A 23,480-nucleotide genomic window follows, 5' to 3' on the forward strand; every position below is an offset into this window, starting at 1 on the left:
AGATCAACATTACGGCAGAGAAATTAGTCTGCACGTCCCATATAGCGGCGTTCTTCGATATGAATGCGGATTTTCTCACCCGCGCTCAGATACTCAGGAACCTGGATAACCAGACCGGTGCTCAGCGTTGCAGGTTTGTTACGCGCACTTGCTGACGCGCCTTTAATGCCCGGCGCTGTTTCCACGATCTCCAGATCAACCGTCTGCGGCAGCTCAAGCGCCAGCAGTTGGCCGTCCCAGATCAGAACCTGCATATCCGGCATCCCGCCTTCCGGGATGAACAGCAGTTCTTCTTCAATCTGGTCTTTGGTGAAGGTATACGGGGTATAGTCTTCTTTATCCATAAAGACATATTCGTTGCCATCGACGTAGGAGAAATCAACGCCACGACGGCTCAGGGTAACGGTGTCAACGATATCGTCGCCTTTGAAGCGCTCTTCGACTTTCAGACCGGTACGGACATCAGAAAAACGCATTTTGTACAGCGTGGCGGCACCACGTGCTGACGGAGATTGAATATCGATATCTTTTACAATCAGCAGTTTGCCATTGTAGTTCAGTACCATACCTTTTTTAATTTCGTTCGCTCTTGGCATCGAAAAAATCCTGTAGTGAGGAGTGTCTAAAATATCGCGTCAAACTACTCGCGCCGGGTCGTTCAGGCAAGCGGAATTCACACTTTTGCCTATGCATAAATAGTGTTACTGTTCGCTACCTACACAATCCGCAGGTTTACCTTAAAGAGAATACTGTATGGAATGCCGTCCGGATTGTGGTGCATGTTGCACTGCGCCTTCTATCTCTAGCCCCATCCCCGGCATGCCTGATGGCAAACCTGCTAATACGCCATGCATCCAGCTTGATGAATCCCTGCGTTGTAAAATTTTTGGCTCCGCACTACGCCCAAAAGTGTGTGCCGGTTTGCAGCCCAATGCGGAAATGTGCGGGCAAACGACGCATCAGGCCATGGTGTACCTTATTGAGCTTGAAACGCTCACCGCACCTTAAACGTCTTTGATCCGCGCCAGGCAAAATACCGTGGCGATAATCATCACCAGCGCAAACCAGAACACTGAATGATAATTCCAGATTTCAGCGGCGATACCCGCAAGCGATCCGGCAATAATCCAGCCCACGCGGATGGTGTTGGTGTACAGGGTGGTTGCAGAACCCGCCTGTCCCGGCATTAAGTCCTGGAAATAGAGCATGCCAATACCGCCGAGGATACCGATGTAAATCGCGTTCAGCAGCTGTAAGCTGAGCAAAATGGCCGGTGAATGCGCCAGCAGCATCCCGGCATAAAAGAAAAATCCGGCGACCACAGCAATTTTCATCAACAGTCGTTTGCCCAGACGCTTAGCGAAGTATCCGGCAATCAGCATGGTCGGGATTTCCAGTCCGGCGGCGGTGCCCATCATGATGCCTGCGAGCTTTTCCGGCAGGTGCAGTTCGTTGATGATAAACAGCGGCATATTAATGATGTACAGGCTGTTGGTGCCCCACATTAATGTGCAGATAGCAAAAAGCAGCAGCGTATCGCGCCGATTACGGCGTGGCGCTTCTACTGCGCCTGTGGCAAGGGACGCATTTTTGTTCATCGACGGTAAGAACAGCCAAACCATGACGCCGCAGACGATAAACGCAACGGCGGCGCTCAGGTACATCACCGTAAAGCTAAAACCCATGGCCAGCGCGTAGGCCAGCGGCGGACCAATCACCCATGCCAGCGAAACCTGAGCACGTAAAATGGAGCTGAACATAACGGCTTCCCGGCCTGTGCGATCGGCATGTTCGCGGGCGAGGGCAAACATTTGCGGGTTCGCGGTCGATCCAAAGCTACTGAGGAATACGCCAACAAACAGCAAAATAAAATAGTTACGATTCCAGGCAAACAGCACGCAGGCCAGCATCCCCAGTACGCAGCAAAACACGATCAGGTTTTTGCGATCGCCTTTTTTATCAGAACGTCCAGCTAAAAACTGGCTCACCAGAATGCCGATGACGGCGCTACCGGTAAAAAAGAAACCGACCATTCCCGGGCGGGCATGAACTTCATCAGTCAGAAAAAGGCTGAGCGTAGGGGTCTGCAATGCGCCGGCGATACCCGTAAGAAAAGCGACAAGCAGGAACGCCGAAGACGTTAAATCAAACGACTTGGGGGTGGCGGCTACCGGGGTGTTATGCATGTTTCAATATCTGTGATTTGAAGAGACGCGGAGTTTACGCCGCCTGTCAGAAAATAAACAGGGCGCGAAATCAAAATCGGCATGAAAAATCAAAATACCATTTCAGTCTACGAAAACAGTCTGCTGACGATGCTGAAACTGTGTAGTTGACGTCATTTTTCCGTCAGCATTTTAAGATTCACAGTAGAAAAAATGTGCGTCATATCTAAATTTAGCAAGTAAGTTGCTAACTTTACTTGCGTGCTGAAGCAGAAAGAGCAAAACTTCTTGAAACGTTTCAGCGTCATCTCGGCATAACTGATAGAGTCAGATGACGCCTTTTTTCTCATGTTAGCTGAATCGTTTCAATTCAGCAGGAGAGGAGAACCATGTTCCAGTTATCTGTTCAAGATATTCACCCGGGCGAACAGGCCGGAAACAAAGAAGAGGCCATTCGCCTGGTTGCTGCTGCGTTAGTGCTGGCAGGTAACGTCGCGGAAGGCTATGTTGACGGCATGCTGGCTCGCGAGCAGCAAACGTCTACTTTCCTCGGTAACGGTATTGCTATTCCACACGGCACCACGGACACGCGTGACCAGGTGCTGAAAACTGGGGTGCAGGTATTCCAGTTTCCACAGGGTATTACCTGGGGCGAAGGCCAGGTTGCGTATGTGGCTATCGGTATTGCGGCCAGCTCCGATGAACATCTGGGTTTGTTGCGTCAGCTGACGCACGTACTCAGCGATGATTCGGTGGCTGAACAGCTGAAATCAGCCACGACAGCAGAAGAACTGCGTGCGTTGCTGATGGGGGAAAAGCAAAGCGAACAGCTGAAGCTTGATAACGAAACGCTGTCGCTGGACGTTGTCGCCAGCTCGCTGGTCACACTGCAGGCGCTGAACGCCGCACGTCTGAAAGAAGCTGGTGCGGTTGATGCCAACTTTGTTGCCAGAGCGATCAATGAACAACCGCTGAACCTCGGCCAGGGGATCTGGCTGAATGATTGTGCTGAAGGCAATCTGCGCAGCGCTATCGCCGTCAGCCGTGCGGCAACTGCGTTCGACGTACAGGGCGAAACAGTCGCGCTATTGGTTACCGTTGCGATGAATGATGAGCAGCCCGTAGCGGTGCTCAAGCGTCTTAGCGATTTACTGCTGGAGAATAAAGCTGACCGTTTGCTGAAAGCGGATGCAGCTACCGTACTGGCGCTGCTGACCAGCGATGACGCATTGACTGATGATGTACTGAGCGCAGAGTTTGTCGTGCGCAATGAGCATGGTTTACATGCCCGTCCGGGCACCATGCTGGTGAATACCATTAAACAATTTAACAGTGAAATTACCGTGACAAATCTTGATGGAACCGGCAAGCCGGCGAATGGACGCAGTCTGATGAAAGTTGTGGCATTAGGCGTGAAAAAAGGACATCACCTGCGCTTTACCGCACAGGGTGAGGATGCTGAACAGGCGCTGAAAGCGATTGGCGACGCCATTGCAGCCGGTCTTGGGGAGGGCGCGTAATGAGCAGACGTGTGGCAACTATCACCCTGAACCCGGCCTACGACCTGGTGGGTTTCTGCCCGGAAATTGAACGCGGTGAAGTGAATCTGGTAAAAACGACCGGACTGCACGCCGCAGGCAAAGGCATTAACGTTGCTAAGGTACTGAAAGATTTGGGTATCGACGTCACGGTGGGCGGTTTTCTGGGGAAAGACAACCAGGATGGCTTTCAGCAATTGTTCAGCGAGCTGGGCATTGCGAACCGTTTTCAGGTGGTGCAGGGACGTACGCGCATTAACGTTAAGTTGACTGAAAAAGACGGTGAAGTATCCGACTTCAATTTCTCCGGTTTTGAAGTTACCCCAGCCGACTGGGAACGCTTTGTGAATGACTCCCTGAGCTGGTTGGGTCAGTTCGACATGGTGTGCGTCAGCGGAAGTTTGCCGACCGGCGTGAGCCCGGAAGCATTCACCGACTGGATGACGCGCCTGCGCAGTCAGTGTCCTTGCATTATCTTTGATAGTAGTCGTGAAGCGCTGGTAGCGGGTCTGAAAGCGGCACCGTGGCTGGTGAAACCAAACCGTCGTGAGCTGGAAATCTGGGCAGGCCGTAAGCTGCCGGAAATGAAAGATGTGATTGAAGCGGCGCATGCGCTGCGCGAGCAGGGTATTGCTCACGTGGTGATTTCGCTTGGCGCGGAAGGTGCGCTGTGGGTTAACGCTTCAGGTGAGTGGATTGCTAAACCGCCGTCAGTTGAGGTGGTCAGCACAGTAGGCGCAGGTGATTCGATGGTTGGTGGTCTGATTTATGGCCTGCTGATGCGTGAGTCCAGCGAACATACTCTGCGTCTGGCGACCGCTGTTGCCGCTCTGGCGGTAAGCCAAAGCAATGTGGGTATTACCGATCGTCCTCAGTTGGCCGCAATGATGGCGCGTGTCGACTTAAAACCGTTTAACTGACAGCAGGAGATGCATAATGAAAACGCTGCTGATTATTGACGCTAATCTCGGCCAGGCTCGTGCTTACATGGCGAAAACCTTGCTTGGAGCGGCGGCGAAAAAAGCGCATCTGGATATTATCGATAATCCGAATGATGCAGAGATGGCGATTGTCCTGGGTGACACCCTCCCTAACGACAGTGCGCTGAACGGCAAAATAGTCTGGCTGGGCGATATTGGTCGTGCGGTTGCGCATCCTGAACTGTTCCTGAGCGAAGCGAAAGGCCATGCAAAACCTTACAGCGCCCCGGTTGCGACAGTACCTGTGACCAGCAGTGGTCCAAAACGCGTGGTGGCGGTGACGGCTTGTCCGACCGGTGTGGCACATACGTTTATGGCCGCTGAAGCTATTGAAACCGAAGCGAAAAAACGCGGCTGGTGGGTGAAGGTTGAAACCCGTGGCTCAGTCGGCGCAGGCAATGCTATTACCCCGGAAGAGGTGGCACAGGCTGATCTGGTAATTGTGGCGGCTGACATTGAAGTTGATCTGGCGAAGTTTGCCGGAAAACCGATGTACCGCACGTCAACCGGTCTGGCGCTGAAGAAAACCAAGCAGGAACTGGATAAAGCGGTAGATGAGGCGACACCGTACCAGCCCGCAGGTAAAAGTCAGTCTGGGGCAACAGAAGGTAAAAAAGAGAGCGCAGGTGCGTACCGTCACTTGTTGACAGGTGTGTCTTACATGCTGCCGATGGTGGTTGCCGGTGGTCTGTGTATTGCACTGTCTTTTGCGTTTGGTATTAAAGCGTTTGAAGAGCCGGGTACGCTGGCTGCGGCGTTGATGCAGATTGGTGGCGGCTCAGCGTTCGCGCTGATGGTGCCGGTTCTGGCCGGTTACATTGCGTTTTCCATTGCTGACCGTCCCGGCCTTACGCCAGGTCTTATCGGCGGTATGCTGGCGGTAAGTACTGGTTCTGGTTTTATCGGCGGGATCATTGCCGGTTTCCTTGCCGGTTATGTGGCGAAGCTTATCAGCACCAAGCTGAAGTTGCCGCAGAGTATGGAAGCGCTGAAGCCGATCCTAATCATTCCGCTGCTCTCAAGCCTGGTGGTTGGTCTGGCCATGATTTACCTGATTGGTAAACCGGTTGCCGGTATCCTGGAAAGCCTGACTCACTGGCTGCAAACCATGGGGACGGCGAACGCGGTACTGCTCGGTGCGATTCTTGGCGGCATGATGTGTACCGACATGGGCGGCCCGGTGAACAAAGCTGCGTATGCGTTCGGTGTGGGCCTGCTCAGTACGCAGACGTATGCACCGATGGCGGCCATTATGGCTGCGGGGATGGTACCACCGCTGGCGTTGGGTTTGGCTACGCTGGTAGCGCGTCGTAAATTCGACAACGCGCAGCGTGAAGGGGGCAAAGCGGCGCTGGTGCTGGGTTTGTGCTTCATCACTGAAGGCGCGATTCCGTTCGCCGCCCGCGACCCAATGCGTGTGTTGCCATGCTGCATCGTCGGTGGTGCGCTGACAGGTGCACTCTCAATGGCGGTGGGTGCGAAGCTGATGGCACCCCACGGCGGCTTGTTCGTGCTGTTGATCCCTGGCGCGATTACGCCAGTAGTGGGATACCTGCTGGCGATTATTGCCGGTACGCTGGTGGCGGGTCTGTCTTATGCCTTCCTGAAACGCCCGGAAGAGGATGCTGTTGCTAAAGCGGCATAATTAAACGCGGATAAAAGGGCAGAGATTTCTCTGCCCTTTTTTTGATCTGCACATTCCTGTCGTTGAGGCTAGCGGCCTTACATCACCGCAATGTAAACCGTCATTTATTATCTCATGCAATCATTGGTGCAATGATAAAGCCAAAGGCAACGCCAGCAATGATGCCGCCGAGTCCGGGCAACATGAACGGATGGTTTAAGACATACTTGCCGACACGCGTTGTCCCCGTGGTATCGAACTCCATTGCCGCCAGCGAAGTAGGATAGGTAGGCAGGACAAACACACCGGTTACCGCCACATAGGAGGCCAAAATAGCCCATGTGGGCATGCCGAGGGCTATTGCGAGTGGGATAATCAGCGGCGTGGTTGCTCCTTGCGAATAGAGAAGTGCGCAGGTACCAAAGAGTACCAGTGCCAGCAGCATAGGATAAGCCCGTAAAATATCGCCCGCGAGATCTTTAATCTCCGCCAGGTGAGCATCGATGAAGGTTGTACCTAACGTCACAATTCCGAGGATCACCGCCAGCGAACTCATGCCCGCACGAAAAGTGGATGTCAGTACAATCGAATCTGTGGAGGTTTTGCATAACACTACCATCAGACAAGCGGCAGATAGCATGCAGATTATGATGATATCCCGCGTATTCATCGGGGTACCAACGTCGAATCCGGGGCGTAACTGAGGGCAGGCGGCAAGAATAACGATGGCAACTGTTGCCAGCATAAACAGAGCGACAGAGAGCACGGCGCCTGGCGTCGTACTGCTCTGTCCTTCATATTTACGGACCAGACCTTTTTGCAGACGTTCCAGATACACTTCATCATCCTGAAGCTCGCATCCCTGGCGTGAAGCGATAAATGCGGCGGCCATTGCAGCAACAAACGAGGCTGGCAGACATACCGCCATAACCTGAATAAAGCTGACGCCGTTTCCTTCCATGATAGTCAGCATTGCCGCCATAGCGGCACTGATTGGCGACCCGGATATCGCTACCTGGGACGCCACGACGGATCCTGCGAGCGTGCGGGAAGGGCGGATACCGGACTCTTTGGCCACTTCGGCAATGACCGGTAGGGTAGAAAAAACAATAAATCCGGTCCCCGCCATAATCGTCATCGACCAGGTAATAATCGGCGCAATAATATTGATATATTTAGGGTTACGCCGCATAAAATTCCCAGCAATACGAACCAGATAGTCCATACCCCCTGCGGCTTGTAGTGTAGATGCTGCCACGACAACCGTCATAATAATAAGAATGACGTCCACTGGCGGGGAGCCGATGGGGAGACCAAACCCTAGCGTTAGAATTGCCAGCCCCAGACCACCGCATAAGCCGATACCAATTCCGCCGAGTCGAATACCAAAAAATATTGCGCCTAATACTACGATAATTTCTAGCCAAATCATGATGGCCTCCGCCAGACAATTATTGTCATTAAAGGTGAGTGTTTATTAGATGTGATTATTAAATTGGAACGTGATTGTTATTGCGCCAGAAGATGGTGTTTTCCTACTCTTTTTTCATACCATTTAATTCCGGCGCGAACTAATGAACCTGTTGAGTCAATATATTTGTCAGGTAACTGTTTGACCGCATCGGCAAGAATGACGGGGACTTCCGTACAGCCCAGGACAATGACCTCAGCGCCACGTGAGAAGAGAATTTCAGCCTGTTCATTCATCAATTCTTGAGCGCGTTTAATATCGCCTGCTTTTAAGCAATAAATACTTTCCATGACTTTTTCCTGACCCGTGGTATCAGGACTGATACAAGATAAGCCAAGCGACTCGATACCTTTTTGGTAGAGTCCCATGTAGAGCGTGGCGTTGGTTGCCAGCAGTCCGATACGGGATTTCCCGCAGTTCTCGACTTCATTCATTGTGGTTTCAACGATGCTAAGCAGGTCGATATGGCAGGCATCTTTTAACTCTTTGAACCAGAAATGGGCGGTATTGCAAGGAATCACAATACACTCCGCACCGGCGTCTTCGAGTTTATGTAGATAGTCGCGCATCGCCGGAAGCGGGGATCGTCCATGATGCATCAGAGCATCAGTGCGGTCAGGAATGTCAGGTATAGATGAAATAATTAATGGGATATGTTCCTGATCGCGCTGTGCTGCTGTAAACGTGACAAACTTATTAAAGAGATCAACGGTTGCCGCAGGACCCATACCGCCAAGTACGCCAATTAAACCTTTCACGATTTATACCTCGATTGACTGTTATTAATATCCGCGAGAGTTTTATTTCTTGCGTTACTGTTTAACAGCAGATAACACCGAAGAGAAATGCAATAATGTTTATGTTGATGCAAAACGCGCATGGTTGCGGTTTTTTTACATGCACAGAAGAACGGTTTGCTGTGGGAGACGTGGCGCCTGGCGGGAAATGAGCCGCAGTGGCGGGGGCGGGAAGAACAGACTGTTAATGTCAAAAGTGAAGGTGTTATGCAAAAAATGAATCGTTAATTGCTAAGAGTCAATGCTCTTTGCTGATAAATTCAGGCATGATGTTTTATGCTAATCGACATATTTAAACATCGGCGTGATAAAAATGAAAAATATTGAGACAAAATGGTTATATGATTTCCTGACGCTGGAAGCTTGCCGACATTTTTCCCAGGCCGCCGAGGCGCGCAATATATCCCAACCTGCATTTAGCCGGCGGATCAAGGCGCTCGAGTCAGCCGTTGGCGTCATGTTATTCGATCGTACAACTTCACCGCTACAGTTGACGGAAGAGGGGAAGTTATTCCACTCGCAAACCCGAAGCCTGCTACAACAACTTGAATGCAATCTGGATGAGCTAAGCGGTCATAACCTGCTTGGGGTGCCGAATATAAAAATAGCCGCAGCGCATTCTCTGTCGCTGACCATGTTGCCCAGATTAGTGCATGCGATGGCAGCCTACGGTGAAGAATTTGTTTATCACGTTGAGGCGATTGATGTTGTGCAGGCGGTAAATACCCTGCGAGAAGGAAAAAGTGATTTTATTATCTCATTTCGCGACGAAGACTTGATGCAGTCGCCTTTCTGCGGACTGAAAGTGTTTGAGTCTGAGCTGTATCCCGTTTGTGCTGCTGATGAGCAGGGGAAACCTTTGTTTGATATCTATCAGCCACAGGTGCCGGTGCTTAACTATACCAGCGCGTCTTATATGGGACGGCTGGTTAATCGGCATCTGGCGGACGTTGGTGGTATTGCGGCGCGTACGTTATTGATGTCTTCGATGAGTGAATTACTGAAAAATATGGCACTTGACGGGCATGGTATCGCCTGGCTGCCTGCGTGGTCGATCGCTAATGAATTGCGTGCTAAGCGCTTGGTTTGCTTGGCTACGCCGGAGCTGATGGTGCCAATTCAGGCCTATATTTACCGGATGGATACCCGGTTGAATAAAACGGCCGAGCAATTCTGGCGTATCTTGCATAATCATATGCCAGAAGATCTGATTTCACTCGCCTGAAGCGCGCCGGTACGTCCGGCGCATCAGAAAACCTCGGCTATGGCGGAGGATACTTCTTTATCTGCTCAATTTGTGTCCTGGCTCTCAACTTTCTCCTCTCTTGCAAACTGTATCTAAAGAAAATTGTGATTCTGTTCATATCTATTCGCTTTTGATCTTGCGAATGGATTTACTTTGCCAAAAACATGCATACTATGAACACATGTTCACATATGAACATTTGCTCTAATAATCTCATGTGTGGCGGTTGTTATTTTTAACGATCTCATTTGTGGCATTTTATTGCCAGGGGGCGTGCTGTGCGTGAAAAGGAATACGTAGTAACCATTGGTTCGGCCAATATGGATGTTGCCGGATATTCGCATGCTTCTCTGAATTATGCGGATTCGAATCCTGGAAAGATAAAATTCACCCCAGGTGGCGTGGGGCGTAATATTGCACATAATTTAGCGTTACTCGGGAAAAACTCATGGCTGCTGACTGCGGTGGGTAACGATTTTTATGGACAGTCATTACTAGCGCAGACCAATCAATCAGGCGTCTATGTTGATAAATGCCTGATTGTGCCAGGGGAAAATACATCAAGTTATTTGTCGCTGCTGGATAACACGGGCGAAATGCTGGTCGCTATTAATGATATGAGTATAACCGATCACATTTCAGCAGCGTTTTTGTCGCAACATTTCGATTTTATTCGTGGTGCGAAAGTGATTATTGCTGATTGTAATATCAGTGAAGACGCACTGGCATGGGTGCTGGAACATGCAGGAGAAGTCCCGGTGTTTGTGGATCCGGTATCGGCATGGAAATGCGTCAAAATTCGCGAACGACTCGGCAGAATTCATACCTTAAAACCTAATCGGCTTGAAGCAGAAACGTTGAGTGGAATTGCACTCTCTGGACGTGAAGATGTCGGGAAAGTCGCCGCATGGTTTCACGAGCGCGGTTTAAATCGTCTGGTGCTCAGCATGGGTGGAGACGGCGTTTATTATAGCAATATCACCGGGAATAGCGGCTGGTCGCTTCCGATTAAAACCAACGTAATTAATGTGACGGGGGCAGGCGATGCGATGATGGCCGGTTTGGCTTCCTGCTGGGTAGACGGTATGCCCTTTATTGATTCGGTTCGATTTGCGCAGGGTTGCTCATCAATGGCGTTGGCCTGTGAATATACCAATAACCCTGATTTATCTGTTGCGAATGTTAGCTCAATAGTGGAGAACACAGAATGTCTGAATTAACTCTTTCCTCTGAATTATTACAAATATCGCCAGAAGTACAGGACGCTTTAAACAGTAAAAAACCGATTGTTGCACTTGAGTCGACCATTATTTCTCATGGCATGCCATTCCCACAAAATGCACAGACAGCGATTGAAGTAGAAGAAACAATTCGTAAGCACGGCGCTGTACCTGCAACTATTGCCATTATTGGCGGGGTAATGAAAGTTGGCTTGAGTAAAGAGGAAATTGAACTGTTAGGCCGTGAAGGGCATAACGTGACGAAAGTGAGTCGTCGCGATCTACCGTTTGTGGTTGCCGCAGGAAAAAATGGTGCGACGACCGTCGCGTCTACCATGATTATTGCCGCTTTGGCTGGAATTAAAGTCTTTGCAACCGGTGGTATTGGCGGAGTTCACCGTGGGGCTGAACATACGTTTGATATATCTGCCGATCTACAGGAACTGGCGCATACCAATGTGACGGTCATTTGTGCGGGGGCGAAATCTATTCTCGACCTCGGATTAACCACCGAATATCTGGAAACCTTCGGCGTGCCATTAATTGGTTATCAGACCACCGCGTTGCCAGCATTTTTCTGCCGTACCAGCCCGTTTGAGGTCAGTATCCGTCTGGACAGTGCGAAGGAGATTGCGCGCGCAATGGCGGTGAAATGGCAAACCGGGCTGAATGGCGGTTTGGTTGTCGCAAACCCGATCCCTGAGCAGTTTGCGATGGCAGAAGAGAAAATAAATGCGGCAATCGATCGGGCGGTGAAAGAAGCGGAAGAGCAGGGGGTGGTAGGTAAAGAGAGTACGCCGTTCCTGCTGGCTCGGGTGGCGGAACTTACCGGAGGCGACAGCCTGAAATCGAATATTCAACTGGTGTTCAACAACGCGGTACTGGCTTGCGAGATTGCGAAGGAATATCAACGCCTCGTTTGACCGAATTTTACGGGCAGAAAGCGGTCGCCCGCGAATATTAAACCTACCAAAACCTGGCGCTAACGCCGGGTTTCCTGGCATGAAGGGAATTTCATTATGGATATAATGAGAAGTGTTGTGGGCATGGTGGTGTTACTGACTATCGCGTTTCTGCTGTCAGTAAATAAAAAACGTATTAGTTTGCGTACCGTTGGGGCCGCACTGGTACTGCAAATTGCCATCGGTGGAATTATGCTGTATTTCCCGCCGGGAAAATGGCTGGTTGAGCAGGCTGCGCTCGGTGTCCACAAGGTGATGTCCTACAGCGATGCGGGGAGTGCATTTATCTTTGGTTCGCTGGTAGGGCCAAAAATGGATGTGCTGTTTGACGGTGCCGGTTTTATTTTCGCCTTTCGCGTTCTCCCGGCCATCATTTTTGTCACCGCACTGATTAGCCTGCTGTACTACATTGGCGTGATGGGGCTGCTGATTCGTGTCCTTGGCGGTATTTTTCAGAAAGCGCTGAACATTAGTAAGATTGAATCTTTTGTTGCGGTGACGACCATTTTCCTCGGACAAAATGAGATCCCGGCCATTGTGAAACCGTTTATTGACCGCCTGAATCGCAACGAGCTATTTACTGCGATTTGTAGCGGTATGGCTTCTATCGCCGGTTCGATGATGATTGGTTACGCCGGAATGGGCGTACCGATTGACTATTTGCTGGCGGCATCGTTGATGGCAATCCCAGGTGGTATTTTGTTTGCGCGCATGCTGAGCCCGGCGACGGAAGCATCCAGCGTCACCTTTGAAAACCTGTCGTTTACTGAAACGCCGCCGAAAAGCATCATTGAAGCGGCGGCCAGCGGCGCAATGACCGGCCTAAAAATTGCCGCAGGTGTGGCGACGGTTGTGATGGCATTTGTCGCCATTATCGCGCTGATTAACGGCATTATTGGCGGTATTGGCGGTTGGTTTGGCTTTGGGCACGCCTCGCTTGAAGGGATTTTTGGTTGGGTTCTGGCACCTTTGGCCTGGATTATGGGGGTGGACTGGAGCGATGCGACGCTGGCGGGTAGCCTGATCGGACAGAAACTGGCGATTAACGAGTTCGTTGCCTATCTCAACTTCTCCCCGTATCTGCAAACCGCAGGGACGTTGGATGTGAAGACCATTGCGATTATTTCGTTCGCCCTGTGCGGTTTTGCTAACTTTGGCTCGATTGGCGTTGTTGTCGGGGCATTTTCCGCCATTGCGCCACAACGCGCACCGGAAATCGCGCAACTTGGGATGCGTGCACTGGCTGCGGCTACGCTCTCAAACCTGATGAGCGCCACGATAGCCGGTTTCTTTATTGGTTTAGCGTAGCCAGTGATATTGCCGGAAGGCGACGCTTTGCGCCTTATCCGACCTACAAGATGTGCGATCCTGTAGGCCGGATAAGGCGTTTATGCCGCCATCGGCATTGTGTTCAGACCTGGGAGGTTTGCAGCAGATACAGCGCGTTATCGGCGGAGAGCGTTGGGTTATTGATACTGACGCTGGCACGCGATAATGCCGCACAGGCCATTGCAAAATGGGCACTCTCACGGAACTCGCTACCTTCCAGAAAACTGTACAGTAATCCGGCCATGAAAGCGTCATCAGCTCCAAAATTGTCTACGATCGGATGCGCGGGAGGAGTCAGCAAAAATTGCTCTCCGTCCTTTTCACTGCAAAAAACGGATTCATCTTCCATACAAACAAAAATTCGTTTTATCCCCTGTTGGTGCAGGGAGTTTACGGCCAGTAAGCGATCGGCAGCTGAATGGATAGGTTGACCCCATAAAATCTCCAGCTCTTTCTGAGTGGGTTTCAGCGTATGAATTCGCGTAAACCAGGTTTTCATTTTTGCCGCTTTGAACTCTGAAACGGTATCAATAAACACCGGGATATCATCGGCAATAGTAAAGACCCACTCAATGGCTTCGGCAGTCAGATTACAATCCGCCAGCACGACACCACAATGGCGGATCAAATCCCGCGAGCCGTTCAACAGTTGTGGGGTTAACTGTTGCAGGATGTGGGTATCGTTAATTGCCAGTACGGTCTCTTCCTGCTGAGTGGCGATCGACAAATAGGTTGATGTGTTATGCCCATGCAGTCGAATGCAACTGGAAACATTGACGCCTGCCTGACGCGTCTGTTCCAGCAGCGTTTCACCATAAAAATCACTGCCGACCGCGGAAATTAAATGCACATCACGCCCCAGCAGCGCCAGGTTATGAGCGATGTTGCGGCCCACGCCGCCAGCTGAACAGTGAATGCTGCCGGGATGAGAAGCTGCCTGAGGATAATGGATGTCAGCGACGCCGCGAATATCCATATTGATAGCCCCGACCACCACGCAATAATCCTGCTCGGTGAGGATATAGCCTTTGCCTTTAATCATTCCTTTGCGCATCAGATCCATAATATGTGCAGCGACGCGCGAACGGCTGATCTGCAAAATATCCGCAATTTCATTTTGCTGAATTAACGGATTGCGCCGCAGGATCTTAAGGATCTGCTTTTCTCTGTCGTTCATGGTTACGCAACCGCCTTTTCTGTTTGCTGCGCTTTCAGCCAGGCTATCTCTTCCGCCCAGATATCCGGATTAATGGTTTCCAGGACCAGCGGAATGCCGTCAAAACGGTCGTCCTGCATGATCCAACGGAAGGCATCGTGACCGATGTTGCCTTCGCCTAAGCTGTGGTGGCGGTCAACGCGGCTGCCAAATGTGCTCTTGGCATCGTTGAGATGCATCCCGCGTAAATAGTTAAAGCCGACAATACGTTCAAACTCCGCAAAGGTCTTTTCGCACTCGGCGGCGCTACGCAGATCGTATCCGGCGGCGAAGGCGTGGCAGGTATCAATGCAGACGCCGACGCGGGATTTGTCTTCTACGCCGTCGATAATGGCGGCCAGATGTTCAAACTTAAACCCAAGATTGCTGCCCTGACCGGCGGTATTTTCGATGACTGCTGTTACGCCCTGGGTCTGCGCGAGAGCAATGTTGATGGACTCGGCAATGCGCGCCAGGCATTCATCTTCCGGGATCTGCATTAAATGGCTGCCCGGATGAAAGTTAAGCAGGGATAACCCCAGCAACTCACAACGTTGCATTTCATCAATAAAGGCATCGCGTGATTTTTCCAGTGCATCGCTGACCGGGTGACCGAGGTTAATCAGGTAGCTGTCGTGAGGCAGGATCTGGGCGGAGGTATAGTGATACTTCTCGCAGGCCGACTTGAAATCATCAATGACTTCGGTGGTCAACGGTGCGGCGCGCCACTGGCGCTGATTTTTGGTGAACAGGGCGAATGCGGTCGCTTCGATTTCTGCGGCTCGAATAGCGGCGTTTGCCAGGCCGCCAGCGGCGCTTACGTGCGCTCCAATATATTTCATAAATTAAACCCGCCATACTCAAATATAAAAGGGGAGAGTATAGCGGGTCAGCGGGGGTTAGTCGTGGTCGATTATGCCATCAGGGCGTGGATGGCAACGTTGATTGCACCACCACCTACAATCAGCCAGGCAAACAGGACCAGCGCCATCAGTAAGGGTTTTGCTCCGGCTTTTTTCAGGGCGCTAACGTGAGTGGTCAGCCCAAGTGCAGCCATTGCCATTGCCAGCAGTACGGTATCCAGGGTTACCAGCATGTTCACCACAGACTGCGGCAGCAGGTGGAACGAGTTAAAGATCGCCACCACAATGAACAGGATGGCAAACCACGGAATGGTGATTTTGCTCTTTTCGCCACCGTTAGCCGGAGACAGCTGTTTCACACGAGCAGCCAGGAGAATGAGGAACGGAGCCAGCATCATGACGCGCAGCATTTTGGCAATCACCGCGGCGTTTTCTGCATCCGGGCTAATCGCGTGTCCGGCAGCGACAACCTGTGCGACTTCATGCATGGTTGACCCAATGTAAATCCCGTAGGTTTCCGGGCTAAACCAGTGTGCCAGCAGCGGATACATCGCCGGATACAGGAAGATAGCAATGGTACCGAAGATGACTACGGTGGCGACAGCGACCGTCACCTTACTGGCCTCAGCTTTCACTACCGGCTCTGTTGCCAGTACCGCCGCAGCACCACAAATACTGCTCCCGGCACCAATCAGCCAACTGGTGTGTTTGTCCAGGCCAAACACTTTCTGACCAAGGAAACAGGCCAGCATAAAGGTGCTGGTCAGCGTCAGCGCATCGATCACAATCCCGCTGACGCCAACATCCGCAATCTGCGCGAAGGTGAGACGAAAGCCGTAGAGGATTATCCCAAGGCGCAACAAATGTTGTTTGGCAAACAGTACGCCGCCGTCACAGCTTTTCCAGATGTGTGGATAGACAGTGTTGCCGAGAACCATCCCCAGTAAAATGGCTAAGGTGAGGGCGCTGAACCCGGCTCCCGCGACGGCGGGGATAGAACCACCCCATAACGCGGCCCCGGTGATTACTGCGCTCAGGGCAAGCCCCGGAATAAAATGCCACACTGTACGTCGATGATTCTGTAGGGCGAGTTCAGTCATAACCCCTCCTGTGAATGGAATGTTTTCTTGGAGAAAATAGTAAGGTGAAGTGGCTTAAAAATAAAATTGATTATATATTTATAATTAATCTGTATAAGTGGTATACCCGTCATACTTCACGTTGCATGTGCGTTGGCTGCGCTCGCTCGCCCGAATCACTTACCAGAGTAAGCTCATCGGGACTCACTCACTTGCCGCCTGCCTGCAACTCGAATTATTTAGGGTATAAACGCGGGCCATCTGGAGGAAAACGACCATGCATATCACCCTGCGACAACTTGAAGTGTTTGCTGAGGTACTGAAAAGTGGCTCGACGACCCAGGCTTCGGTCATGCTGTCATTGTCGCAATCAGCGGTGAGCGCGGCCCTGACCGATTTGGAGGGGCAGCTTGGCGTGCAACTGTTCGATCGTGTGGGCAAACGTCTGGTGGTTAATGAGCACGGGCGTTTACTCTATCCCCGCGCATTGGCGCTGCTTGAGCAAACTGCCGAAATTGAACAGCTCTTTCGTGAAGATAATGGGGCGATTCGCGTCTTTGCCAGCAGCACCATCGGCAATTACATTTTACCCGCCATGATCGCCCACTATCGACAGGATTTTCCCGATCTGCCGCTGGAGCTGAGCGTGGGCAACAGCCAGGACGTGATTAATGCCGTACTGGATTTTCGGGTCGACATTGGATTGATTGAAGGGCCTTGCCACAGTACGGAAATTATCTCTGAACCCTGGCTGGAAGATGAACTGGTGGTGTTTGCCGCACCGACTTCTCCGTTGGTAAAAGGTCCCGTGACGCTGGAGCAACTGGCTGCTTCACCGTGGATCCTCCGCGAGCGCGGGTCCGGTACGCGTGAACTGGTGGATTACCTGCTGTTGTCTCATTTACCGCGATTTCAGATGGCCATGGAGTTGGGCAACTCTGAGGCCATTAAGCATGCAGTGCGTCATGGATTAGGGATTAGCTGCCTGTCGCGCCGGGTAATTGAGGAGCAACTTCAGGCGGGAACGTTGAGTGAAGTATCCGTACCGTTGCCACGTTTAGTGCGTACCCTTTGGCGCGTTCATCACCGCCAGAAACATCTCTCGAATGCGCTGCTGCGCTTTTTACGCTACAGCGACCAGCAGTAGGGGCGATGTTTTGTCCGGCAACATGCCTGCCATTTTCTGCTTTACTTATAATCCACGGCCAGTCATGAAGGTCTCTTATAACAGCGTATTTGTGCCGGAAGAATGCCGTTTCGTCTGCTACAATCGCGCCTCATTTTTTGGATGGATAGCATTTTCACATGGTTTCCGAAATTAAAACCACAGAAGCGCCCACGCTACGTCGTGAACTGAAGGCGCGCCACCTGACGATGATTGCCATTGGTGGCTCCATCGGTACGGGTCTTTTCGTTGCATCTGGTGCAACCATTTCTGCGGCGGGTCCAGGCGGCGCGCTGTTTTCCTATATCCTGATTGGCCTGATGGTGTACTTCCTGATGACCAGTCTCGGTGAACTGGCCGCGTATATGCCGGTTTCCGGCTCGTTCTCCACCTACGGTCAGAACTATGTAGAAGAAGGCTTTGGTTTCGCGCTGGGCTGGAACTACTGGTACAACTGGGCTGTAACCATTGCCGTTGACCTTGTGGCCGCGCAACTGGTGATGAGCTGGTGGTTCCCGGATACGCCAGGCTGGATCTGGAGTGCGCTGTTCTTGTGCGTCATCTTCCTGCTGAACTACATTTCGGTCAGAGGTTTTGGTGAAGCGGAGTACTGGTTCTCACTGATCAAAGTTACCACCGTCATTATCTTCATTGCGGTTGGCGTGCTGATGATTTTCGGTATCTTCAAAGGCGCTCAGCCGGTGGGCTGGAGCAACTGGACCACGGGAGACGCGCCTTTTGCCGGTGGCTTTGCAGCCATGATCGGCGTGGCGATGATCGTCGGCTTCTCCTTCCAGGGCACTGAGCTGATCGGTATCGCTGCGGGTGAGTCTGAAGATCCAGAGAAGAATATTCCGCGCGCGGTGCGTCAGGTGTTCTGGCGAATCCTGCTGTTCTATGTGTTCGCTATTCTGATTATCAGCCTGATTATTCCGTATACCGATCCAAGCCTGCTGCGCAACGATGTGAAAGACATCAGCGTCAGTCCGTTTACGCTGGTATTCCAGCACGCTGGCCTGCTTTCTGCTGCGGCGGTGATGAACGCCGTGATCCTGACGGCGGTGCTGTCGGCGGGTAACTCCGGCATGTACGCCTCAACGCGTATGCTCTACACCCTGGCATGTGACGGCAAAGCGCCGCGTATTTTCGCCAAATTGTCTCGTGGTGGCGTTCCGCGTAATGCGTTGTATGCGACTACGGTGGTGGCGGGTCTGTGCTTCCTGACATCCATGTTTGGCAACCAGACCGTGTACCTGTGGCTGCTGAATACCTCTGGGATGACGGGCTTTATCGCCTGGCTGGGGATTGCCATCAGTCACTATCGCTTCCGTCGCGGTTACGTGATGCAGGGGCGTGATGTGAACGATCTGCCGTATCGCTCAGGCTTCTTCCCGCTGGGACCGATCTTTGCGTTCGTGCTGTGCCTGATAATCACTCTGGGTCAGAACTATGAAGCGTTCCTGAGAGACTCCATTGACTGGGGCGGCGTGATGGCAACCTATATTGGTATCCCGCTGTTCCTGATTATCTGGTTCGGCTACAAGCTGACCAAAGGGACGCGTTTCGTGCGTTACAGCGAAATGCAATTCCCGGATCGCGTGAAGAAATCGTCTTAAGCGGTTTGGCAGGAAATAACAACAAGCCCCGGCATAATAATAAGTGCCGGGGCTTTTTATTGGGCCGAACTTAGAAGTTATACGTCAGGCCAACCGTGTAACGACGACCATCGAGTATGGTGTCGTAGGTATCGTAATCGATTTGCTTATCCAGCACGTTGTACACACCGGCGGTGGCGAGAACATCTTTGCTCACGTAGTAACGTACACCGACATCGACCTGGGTATAAGACGGTGTTCCCTGTGCCATCGAGGTACGGCTCAGATACTCAGACGTTTTCCCGCGTAGATTTAGACGGCTCCAGAAACCGAGATCCTGCGTTGCCTGCCAGTCCAGCGTGGTGTTAAACATATGTTTCGGCATTTTGTTTAACGGCTGACCGGAGAACTGACCGCTTTTCTGTTCAGATTCGGTGTAGGTGTAGTTTGCCGTCCAGTTGAGATCGGTGGTGATTTTCCAGCCGAAGGTGGATTCTACGCCACGCATATTGGCTTTATCGACGTTAACGCGATCGCTGACGAAGTCATAGTGGGTATTGCCGATGGTGCAGGCTGGATCGGCGCTGCTGTTACAACGGCGAACTTCAGTGATCTTGTCTTTGAAGTCGGTGTTGAACAGCGTCACACCCGCGTTGAGGTCGTTGCCGTTATCCCACAGCAGGCCAATTTCTTCGCTCAGGCTCTTCTCCGGTTTCAGATCCGGGTTGCCCACAATGATCCCGTTCAGACGGCCGCCGCCGGTCACCTGTCCCCAGCTTGCTGACGACTGGCGCAGATCCGGTGCACGATAGCCCGCAGAGACACCGCCTTTCAACGTCCATTGATCGCTGAGATGCCATACACCGTAGCCGCGCGGCGTCCAGTTATCACCGTAGTTTTCATCTTTATCCATACGCAGACCGCCGGTCAGCGTGAAGGTATCGGTCACCGCCCATTCATCTTCCGCAAACAGCGCCCAGCTCCAGCGGGTCAGCTTATTCAGGCCATCAGCCGCTTGTAGCTGGTTACCGTTATCGCGCAGTTTTTCATAACGGTACTGCCCACCCGCCGTCAGAGTATGCGCCCCGAGGAAAATCTGGTTCTGATTGTTAAAGATGGTGTTGTAGGACTTCATCTGGCGACCTGGATTATCGGTCTCCTCCTGCTGAACATAGCTGGTGGTGTTGAAGTCGTCGTAGTAACCGCTGTGGGTCACTGAATAGGTGGTGTGCACATACTTATTTTCGCTTTTGCTGTTTGGCTTACAGCTCCCGTTACGACAGCTTTCTTCTGCCATTGATTTGCCAGGCGTACTGTCGCGATCCTGCAGTTCACGTGCGTAATCGAAATCAATGTCGTTTTTATCATCCGGCGTAAAGTTCAGGGTTAATCCCCCGTTACGCATACGCTGTTCGTTGTAGCCATTGACGATTTCATCTTCTGCACGGTGAGAGAATAAACCGGTGACTTTTGCGCCGAGCAATCCGTCAATCAGCGGCCCGGACGCATAGGCGTTAGTCTGGTAAATATCGCCGGAATCGCGGTCTTCCTGGAAGGTGGCATCACCGTGTAAGGAACCGCTCCAGGCTTTGGTATTCGACACTTTTTTGGTGATCACGTTAATCACGCCGCCCATCGCATCGGAGCCGTAAAGCGATGACATGGGACCACGGATCACTTCGATTCGTTCGATCGATTCCAGCGGCGGTAGCCAACCTTGTTCAATACCTGAGTTATCGCTGTTAGGGCGTGTTCCTCGTGTGCTGATGCGCTTCCCATTGACCAGGAAGAGCGTGTATTGCGAAGCCATCCCGCGAATACTGATATCACTGCTACTGCCGCCGCCTGTAACGACGACGCCAGGCACATCTTTGAGCGCATCGGTGACGTCACGGTAGGCTTTATCCTCAATTTGCTGCTTGGTGATCACAGAAATAGAGGCGGGGGCGTCCTGAATCTTTTGCTCGAACCCGGTGGCGGTGACCACCACGGTATCCTGGTTAGTTGCATAGACGAGTGATGGGAGGCATGCCGCGCTGACTGCGACAGCAACAGCCTTAACGTGAGGTATAGTCATTTGTATCATTCCATTTAAATGAATTTACCCGTCATACTTCAAGCTGCAGGTGCGTTGGCTGTTGCAACCCGAACTATTGCGGGTACTGAACTGCGTGTCATGTGAAAGGCCATGACAATTGTATGTATTTGTCTTTTAAGGACTCTTTTCAGTAAAGAGGCGGAGAGGATTGTACAAAAGTATGAATTTTTGTAAACACAAATGATAATAGAAATCATTTGTGTTTGATGTAATTTAAAGTGAAAGCCTTTTAAATCAATAAGATAATGAAGAAAGAAAAAAGGAGAAAAAGTGAAGGAATGATGGAGAAATGAAGAGGGCTGCCGCCCTCACTCAGGCGTTACTTCAGCAAATATTGGGCGTGAAAGCGCAGGTGATCCTCAATAAATGACGCAATAAAGTAATAGCTGTGATCGTAGCCTGGCTGGATGCGTAACGTCATCGGCCATGCGGTCTGACGCGCCGTTTCGGCCAGCACCGCTGGCTGCAACTGATCGGCAAGAAACTGATCGCTATCACCTTGATCAATCAGCGTTGGAATCGCATCTTCTGGCTTACTGGATAACATCAACGCGCAGCTATCCCACTCTGCCCATAGAGACTTATCCGCGCCCAGATAGGCGTTAAAAGCCTTCTCACCCCACGGTACGCGGCAGGGGTTTACGATCGGCGCGAAGGCGGAAACGCTGGTGTATTTTCCAGGATTTTTCAACGCCATAATCAGCGCACCGTGACCGCCCATGGAGTGCCCACTGATGGCGCAGCGTTCGCTGACGTTAAACTGTGACTGAATGAGCTGCGGCAGTTCATCACGTAAATAATCATACATGCGGAAATGCGTAGCCCATGGCTGCTGCGTGGCATTGAGATAAAAACCGGCACCCTGGCCTAAGTCGTAGCTATCATCGTTGGCCACCTGTTCACCGCGTGGGCTGGTATCTGGCATCACCAGCACAATCCCCAGCTCAGCAGCAATACGCTGCGCGCCCGCTTTGGTGGTGAAATTTTCATCATTACAGGTCAGACCCGATAACCAGTACAGTACCGGAGGCGGGGTGTTATTGCGCGGCGGCGGGAGAAAAATGCTGAAGGTCATGGTGCAGTTTAACGCGGCGGAATCATGACGCCAGCGTTGCTGCCAGCCTTCAAAACAGCGGTGCTCTTCGAGCATTTCCATGCGTGGCTCCTTGTTGTGTTGAACCTGAATATGTTTGCGAATTCACCATAATACAGATTATTCATGGCGCTGTGAGTAACTTTCACTTCCGCATTGGGCAAACATACTTCATCATCTGTATAACGTTGCATTAACACTCAATGTCACTGGTCTGAACAATAAGTGAAATCTGTACGCTGAAAGGCTGTGCCAATTTCAATAATTATCGCGGTGAATACTGGATTATGTGCGCCGCCTCACGCACAATGTTCTGGCTGTTTCCCAGCTTAAAAACTTTGCCCCACGCAGGGCGAAGGCGCCACACCTGCAGGAGAAAAATAAATGTCATCACTCAGTAAAGAAGCGGCCCTGGTTCATGAAGCGCTGGTCGCGCGTGGTCTCGAAACACCGCTGCGCCCGCCCGTGCATGAGATGGATAACGAAACGCGCAAACGTCTTATCTCCGGTCATATGACCGAGATTATGCAATTGCTCAATCTTGATTTGAGCGATGACAGCCTGATGGAAACTCCACATCGCATTGCGAAAATGTATGTTGATGAGATTTTCTCTGGTCTTGATTACGCCAACTTCCCGAAAATCACCGTCATTGAAAACAAAATGAAGGTTGATGAGATGGTCACAGTGCGCGATATCACGCTGACCAGCACCTGTGAACATCACTTTGTCACTATCGATGGCAAAGCGACGGTGGCGTACATCCCGAAAGATTCAGTGATTGGTTTGTCGAAGATTAACCGCATTGTGCAATTCTTCGCCCAGCGTCCGCAGGTGCAGGAGCGTCTGACCCAGCAAATTCTAACCGCGCTGCAAACGCTGCTGGGGACGAATAATGTGGCGGTATCGATTGATGCGGTGCATTACTGCGTGAAAGCGCGCGGCATTCGCGATGCGACCAGCGCGACTACCACCACCTCACTGGGTGGATTATTTAAGTCCAGCCAGAATACGCGTCAGGAATTCCTGCGCGCTGTACGTCACCACAACTGACCAGGAC

Annotated in this window: 20 protein-coding genes; 11 read left to right on the top strand and 9 right to left on the bottom strand. The window is 51.6% G+C overall.

Annotation, left to right across the window (positions count from 1 at the left end; genetic code table 11):
- Positions 1 to 23: 23 nt before the first annotated feature.
- Positions 24 to 596, bottom strand: coding sequence for an elongation factor P-like protein YeiP (yeiP, locus tag E4Z61_RS01865; RefSeq protein WP_135321276.1), 573 nt, complete (start codon positions 594 to 596; stop codon positions 24 to 26).
- Between the two features lie 157 nt (positions 597 to 753).
- Here yeiP and E4Z61_RS01870 point away from each other — a divergent pair, with 157 nt between their 5' ends.
- On the top strand, positions 754 to 1,008 hold the full coding sequence (locus E4Z61_RS01870) for a YkgJ family cysteine cluster protein (protein WP_135321277.1): 255 nt from the start codon (positions 754 to 756) through the stop codon (positions 1,006 to 1,008).
- On the opposite strand, the gene setB is transcribed toward E4Z61_RS01870, so the two are convergent.
- Positions 1,005 to 2,186, bottom strand: a complete 1,182-nt coding sequence (gene setB / locus E4Z61_RS01875; protein ID WP_135321278.1) for a sugar efflux transporter SetB — start codon at positions 2,184 to 2,186, stop codon at positions 1,005 to 1,007. The two genes, E4Z61_RS01870 and setB, sit on opposite strands and share 4 nt — an antisense overlap.
- Positions 2,187 to 2,554: 368 nt before the next feature.
- Between setB and fruB the strand changes: the two genes are divergently transcribed.
- The 3 genes from fruB to fruA are packed head-to-tail and all read left to right on the top strand — an operon-like array spanning position 2,555 to position 6,328.
- Positions 2,555 to 3,685 (top strand): fused PTS fructose transporter subunit IIA/HPr protein, encoded by a 1,131-nt coding sequence (gene fruB, locus E4Z61_RS01880; protein ID WP_135321279.1) that lies wholly within the window; start codon positions 2,555 to 2,557, stop codon positions 3,683 to 3,685.
- Positions 3,685 to 4,623, top strand: a complete 939-nt coding sequence (fruK, locus tag E4Z61_RS01885; protein ID WP_003834544.1) for a 1-phosphofructokinase — start codon at positions 3,685 to 3,687, stop codon at positions 4,621 to 4,623. The genes fruB and fruK overlap by 1 nt, the downstream gene beginning before the upstream one ends.
- A gap of 16 nt (positions 4,624 to 4,639) precedes the next feature.
- Complete coding sequence (gene fruA, locus E4Z61_RS01890; protein ID WP_135321280.1) at positions 4,640 to 6,328, top strand: PTS fructose transporter subunit IIBC; 1,689 nt, start codon at positions 4,640 to 4,642, stop codon at positions 6,326 to 6,328.
- A 112-nt stretch (positions 6,329 to 6,440) separates the two neighbouring features.
- Here the strand turns inward: fruA and E4Z61_RS01895 are convergent, their stop codons facing one another.
- Together E4Z61_RS01895 and cuyB are read right to left on the bottom strand one after the other, a co-directional pair.
- Positions 6,441 to 7,739, bottom strand: coding sequence for an anaerobic C4-dicarboxylate transporter (locus tag E4Z61_RS01895; protein WP_135321281.1), 1,299 nt, complete (start codon positions 7,737 to 7,739; stop codon positions 6,441 to 6,443).
- A gap of 77 nt (positions 7,740 to 7,816) precedes the next feature.
- Positions 7,817 to 8,536: a cysteate racemase gene (cuyB, locus tag E4Z61_RS01900; protein WP_135321282.1), complete on the bottom strand. Its 720-nt coding sequence runs from the start codon at positions 8,534 to 8,536 to the stop codon at positions 7,817 to 7,819.
- A 352-nt stretch (positions 8,537 to 8,888) separates the two neighbouring features.
- On the opposite strand from cuyB, the gene hypT reads away from it, so the two are divergent.
- The 4 genes from hypT to E4Z61_RS01920 all read left to right on the top strand — a co-directional run bounded on the left by hypT (position 8,889) and on the right by E4Z61_RS01920 (position 13,311).
- A complete protein-coding gene (hypT, locus tag E4Z61_RS01905) occupies positions 8,889 to 9,800 on the top strand; it encodes a hypochlorite stress DNA-binding transcriptional regulator HypT (RefSeq protein ID WP_135321283.1) in 912 nt (303 codons plus the stop codon).
- 299 nt (positions 9,801 to 10,099) lie between these two features.
- Positions 10,100 to 11,041, top strand: a complete 942-nt coding sequence (locus E4Z61_RS01910) for a pseudouridine kinase (protein WP_135321284.1) — start codon at positions 10,100 to 10,102, stop codon at positions 11,039 to 11,041.
- Complete coding sequence (locus E4Z61_RS01915; protein WP_135321285.1) at positions 11,029 to 11,964, top strand: pseudouridine-5'-phosphate glycosidase; 936 nt, start codon at positions 11,029 to 11,031, stop codon at positions 11,962 to 11,964. The genes E4Z61_RS01910 and E4Z61_RS01915 overlap by 13 nt, the downstream gene beginning before the upstream one ends.
- A gap of 96 nt (positions 11,965 to 12,060) precedes the next feature.
- Complete coding sequence (locus E4Z61_RS01920) at positions 12,061 to 13,311, top strand: NupC/NupG family nucleoside CNT transporter (protein ID WP_135321286.1); 1,251 nt, start codon at positions 12,061 to 12,063, stop codon at positions 13,309 to 13,311.
- A 103-nt stretch (positions 13,312 to 13,414) separates the two neighbouring features.
- On the opposite strand, the gene E4Z61_RS01925 is transcribed toward E4Z61_RS01920, so the two are convergent.
- From E4Z61_RS01925 to E4Z61_RS01935, 3 genes are all read right to left on the bottom strand, one after another.
- Complete coding sequence (locus tag E4Z61_RS01925) at positions 13,415 to 14,509, bottom strand: sugar kinase (protein WP_135321287.1); 1,095 nt, start codon at positions 14,507 to 14,509, stop codon at positions 13,415 to 13,417.
- A 2-nt stretch (positions 14,510 to 14,511) separates the two neighbouring features.
- Positions 14,512 to 15,369 (bottom strand): deoxyribonuclease IV, encoded by an 858-nt coding sequence (nfo, locus tag E4Z61_RS01930; RefSeq protein ID WP_135321288.1) that lies wholly within the window; start codon positions 15,367 to 15,369, stop codon positions 14,512 to 14,514.
- Positions 15,370 to 15,440: 71 nt separating this feature from the next.
- Complete coding sequence (locus tag E4Z61_RS01935; protein ID WP_135321289.1) at positions 15,441 to 16,490, bottom strand: YeiH family protein; 1,050 nt, start codon at positions 16,488 to 16,490, stop codon at positions 15,441 to 15,443.
- A 256-nt stretch (positions 16,491 to 16,746) separates the two neighbouring features.
- Between E4Z61_RS01935 and yieE the strand changes: the two genes are divergently transcribed.
- Complete coding sequence (yieE, locus tag E4Z61_RS01940) at positions 16,747 to 17,616, top strand: DNA-binding transcriptional regulator YeiE (protein WP_135321290.1); 870 nt, start codon at positions 16,747 to 16,749, stop codon at positions 17,614 to 17,616.
- Positions 17,617 to 17,774: 158 nt separating this feature from the next.
- Complete coding sequence (gene lysP, locus E4Z61_RS01945) at positions 17,775 to 19,250, top strand: lysine-specific permease (RefSeq protein WP_135321291.1); 1,476 nt, start codon at positions 17,775 to 17,777, stop codon at positions 19,248 to 19,250.
- Positions 19,251 to 19,320: 70 nt separating this feature from the next.
- On the opposite strand, the gene E4Z61_RS01950 is transcribed toward lysP, so the two are convergent.
- Both E4Z61_RS01950 and fghA read right to left on the bottom strand, forming a co-directional pair.
- Positions 19,321 to 21,306, bottom strand: a complete 1,986-nt coding sequence (locus E4Z61_RS01950) for a ligand-gated channel protein (RefSeq protein ID WP_135321292.1) — start codon at positions 21,304 to 21,306, stop codon at positions 19,321 to 19,323.
- A gap of 340 nt (positions 21,307 to 21,646) precedes the next feature.
- A complete protein-coding gene (gene fghA / locus E4Z61_RS01955; RefSeq protein ID WP_135321293.1) occupies positions 21,647 to 22,483 on the bottom strand; it encodes an S-formylglutathione hydrolase in 837 nt (278 codons plus the stop codon).
- Positions 22,484 to 22,804: 321 nt separating this feature from the next.
- On the opposite strand from fghA, the gene folE reads away from it, so the two are divergent.
- Positions 22,805 to 23,473 (top strand): GTP cyclohydrolase I FolE, encoded by a 669-nt coding sequence (folE, locus tag E4Z61_RS01960; protein ID WP_012131616.1) that lies wholly within the window; start codon positions 22,805 to 22,807, stop codon positions 23,471 to 23,473.
- The last annotated feature ends 7 nt before the right edge of the window (positions 23,474 to 23,480 follow it).

This window comes from Citrobacter tructae, assembly GCF_004684345.1.
In the GTDB taxonomy this organism is placed as follows: Bacteria; Pseudomonadota; Gammaproteobacteria; order Enterobacterales; family Enterobacteriaceae; genus Citrobacter; species Citrobacter tructae.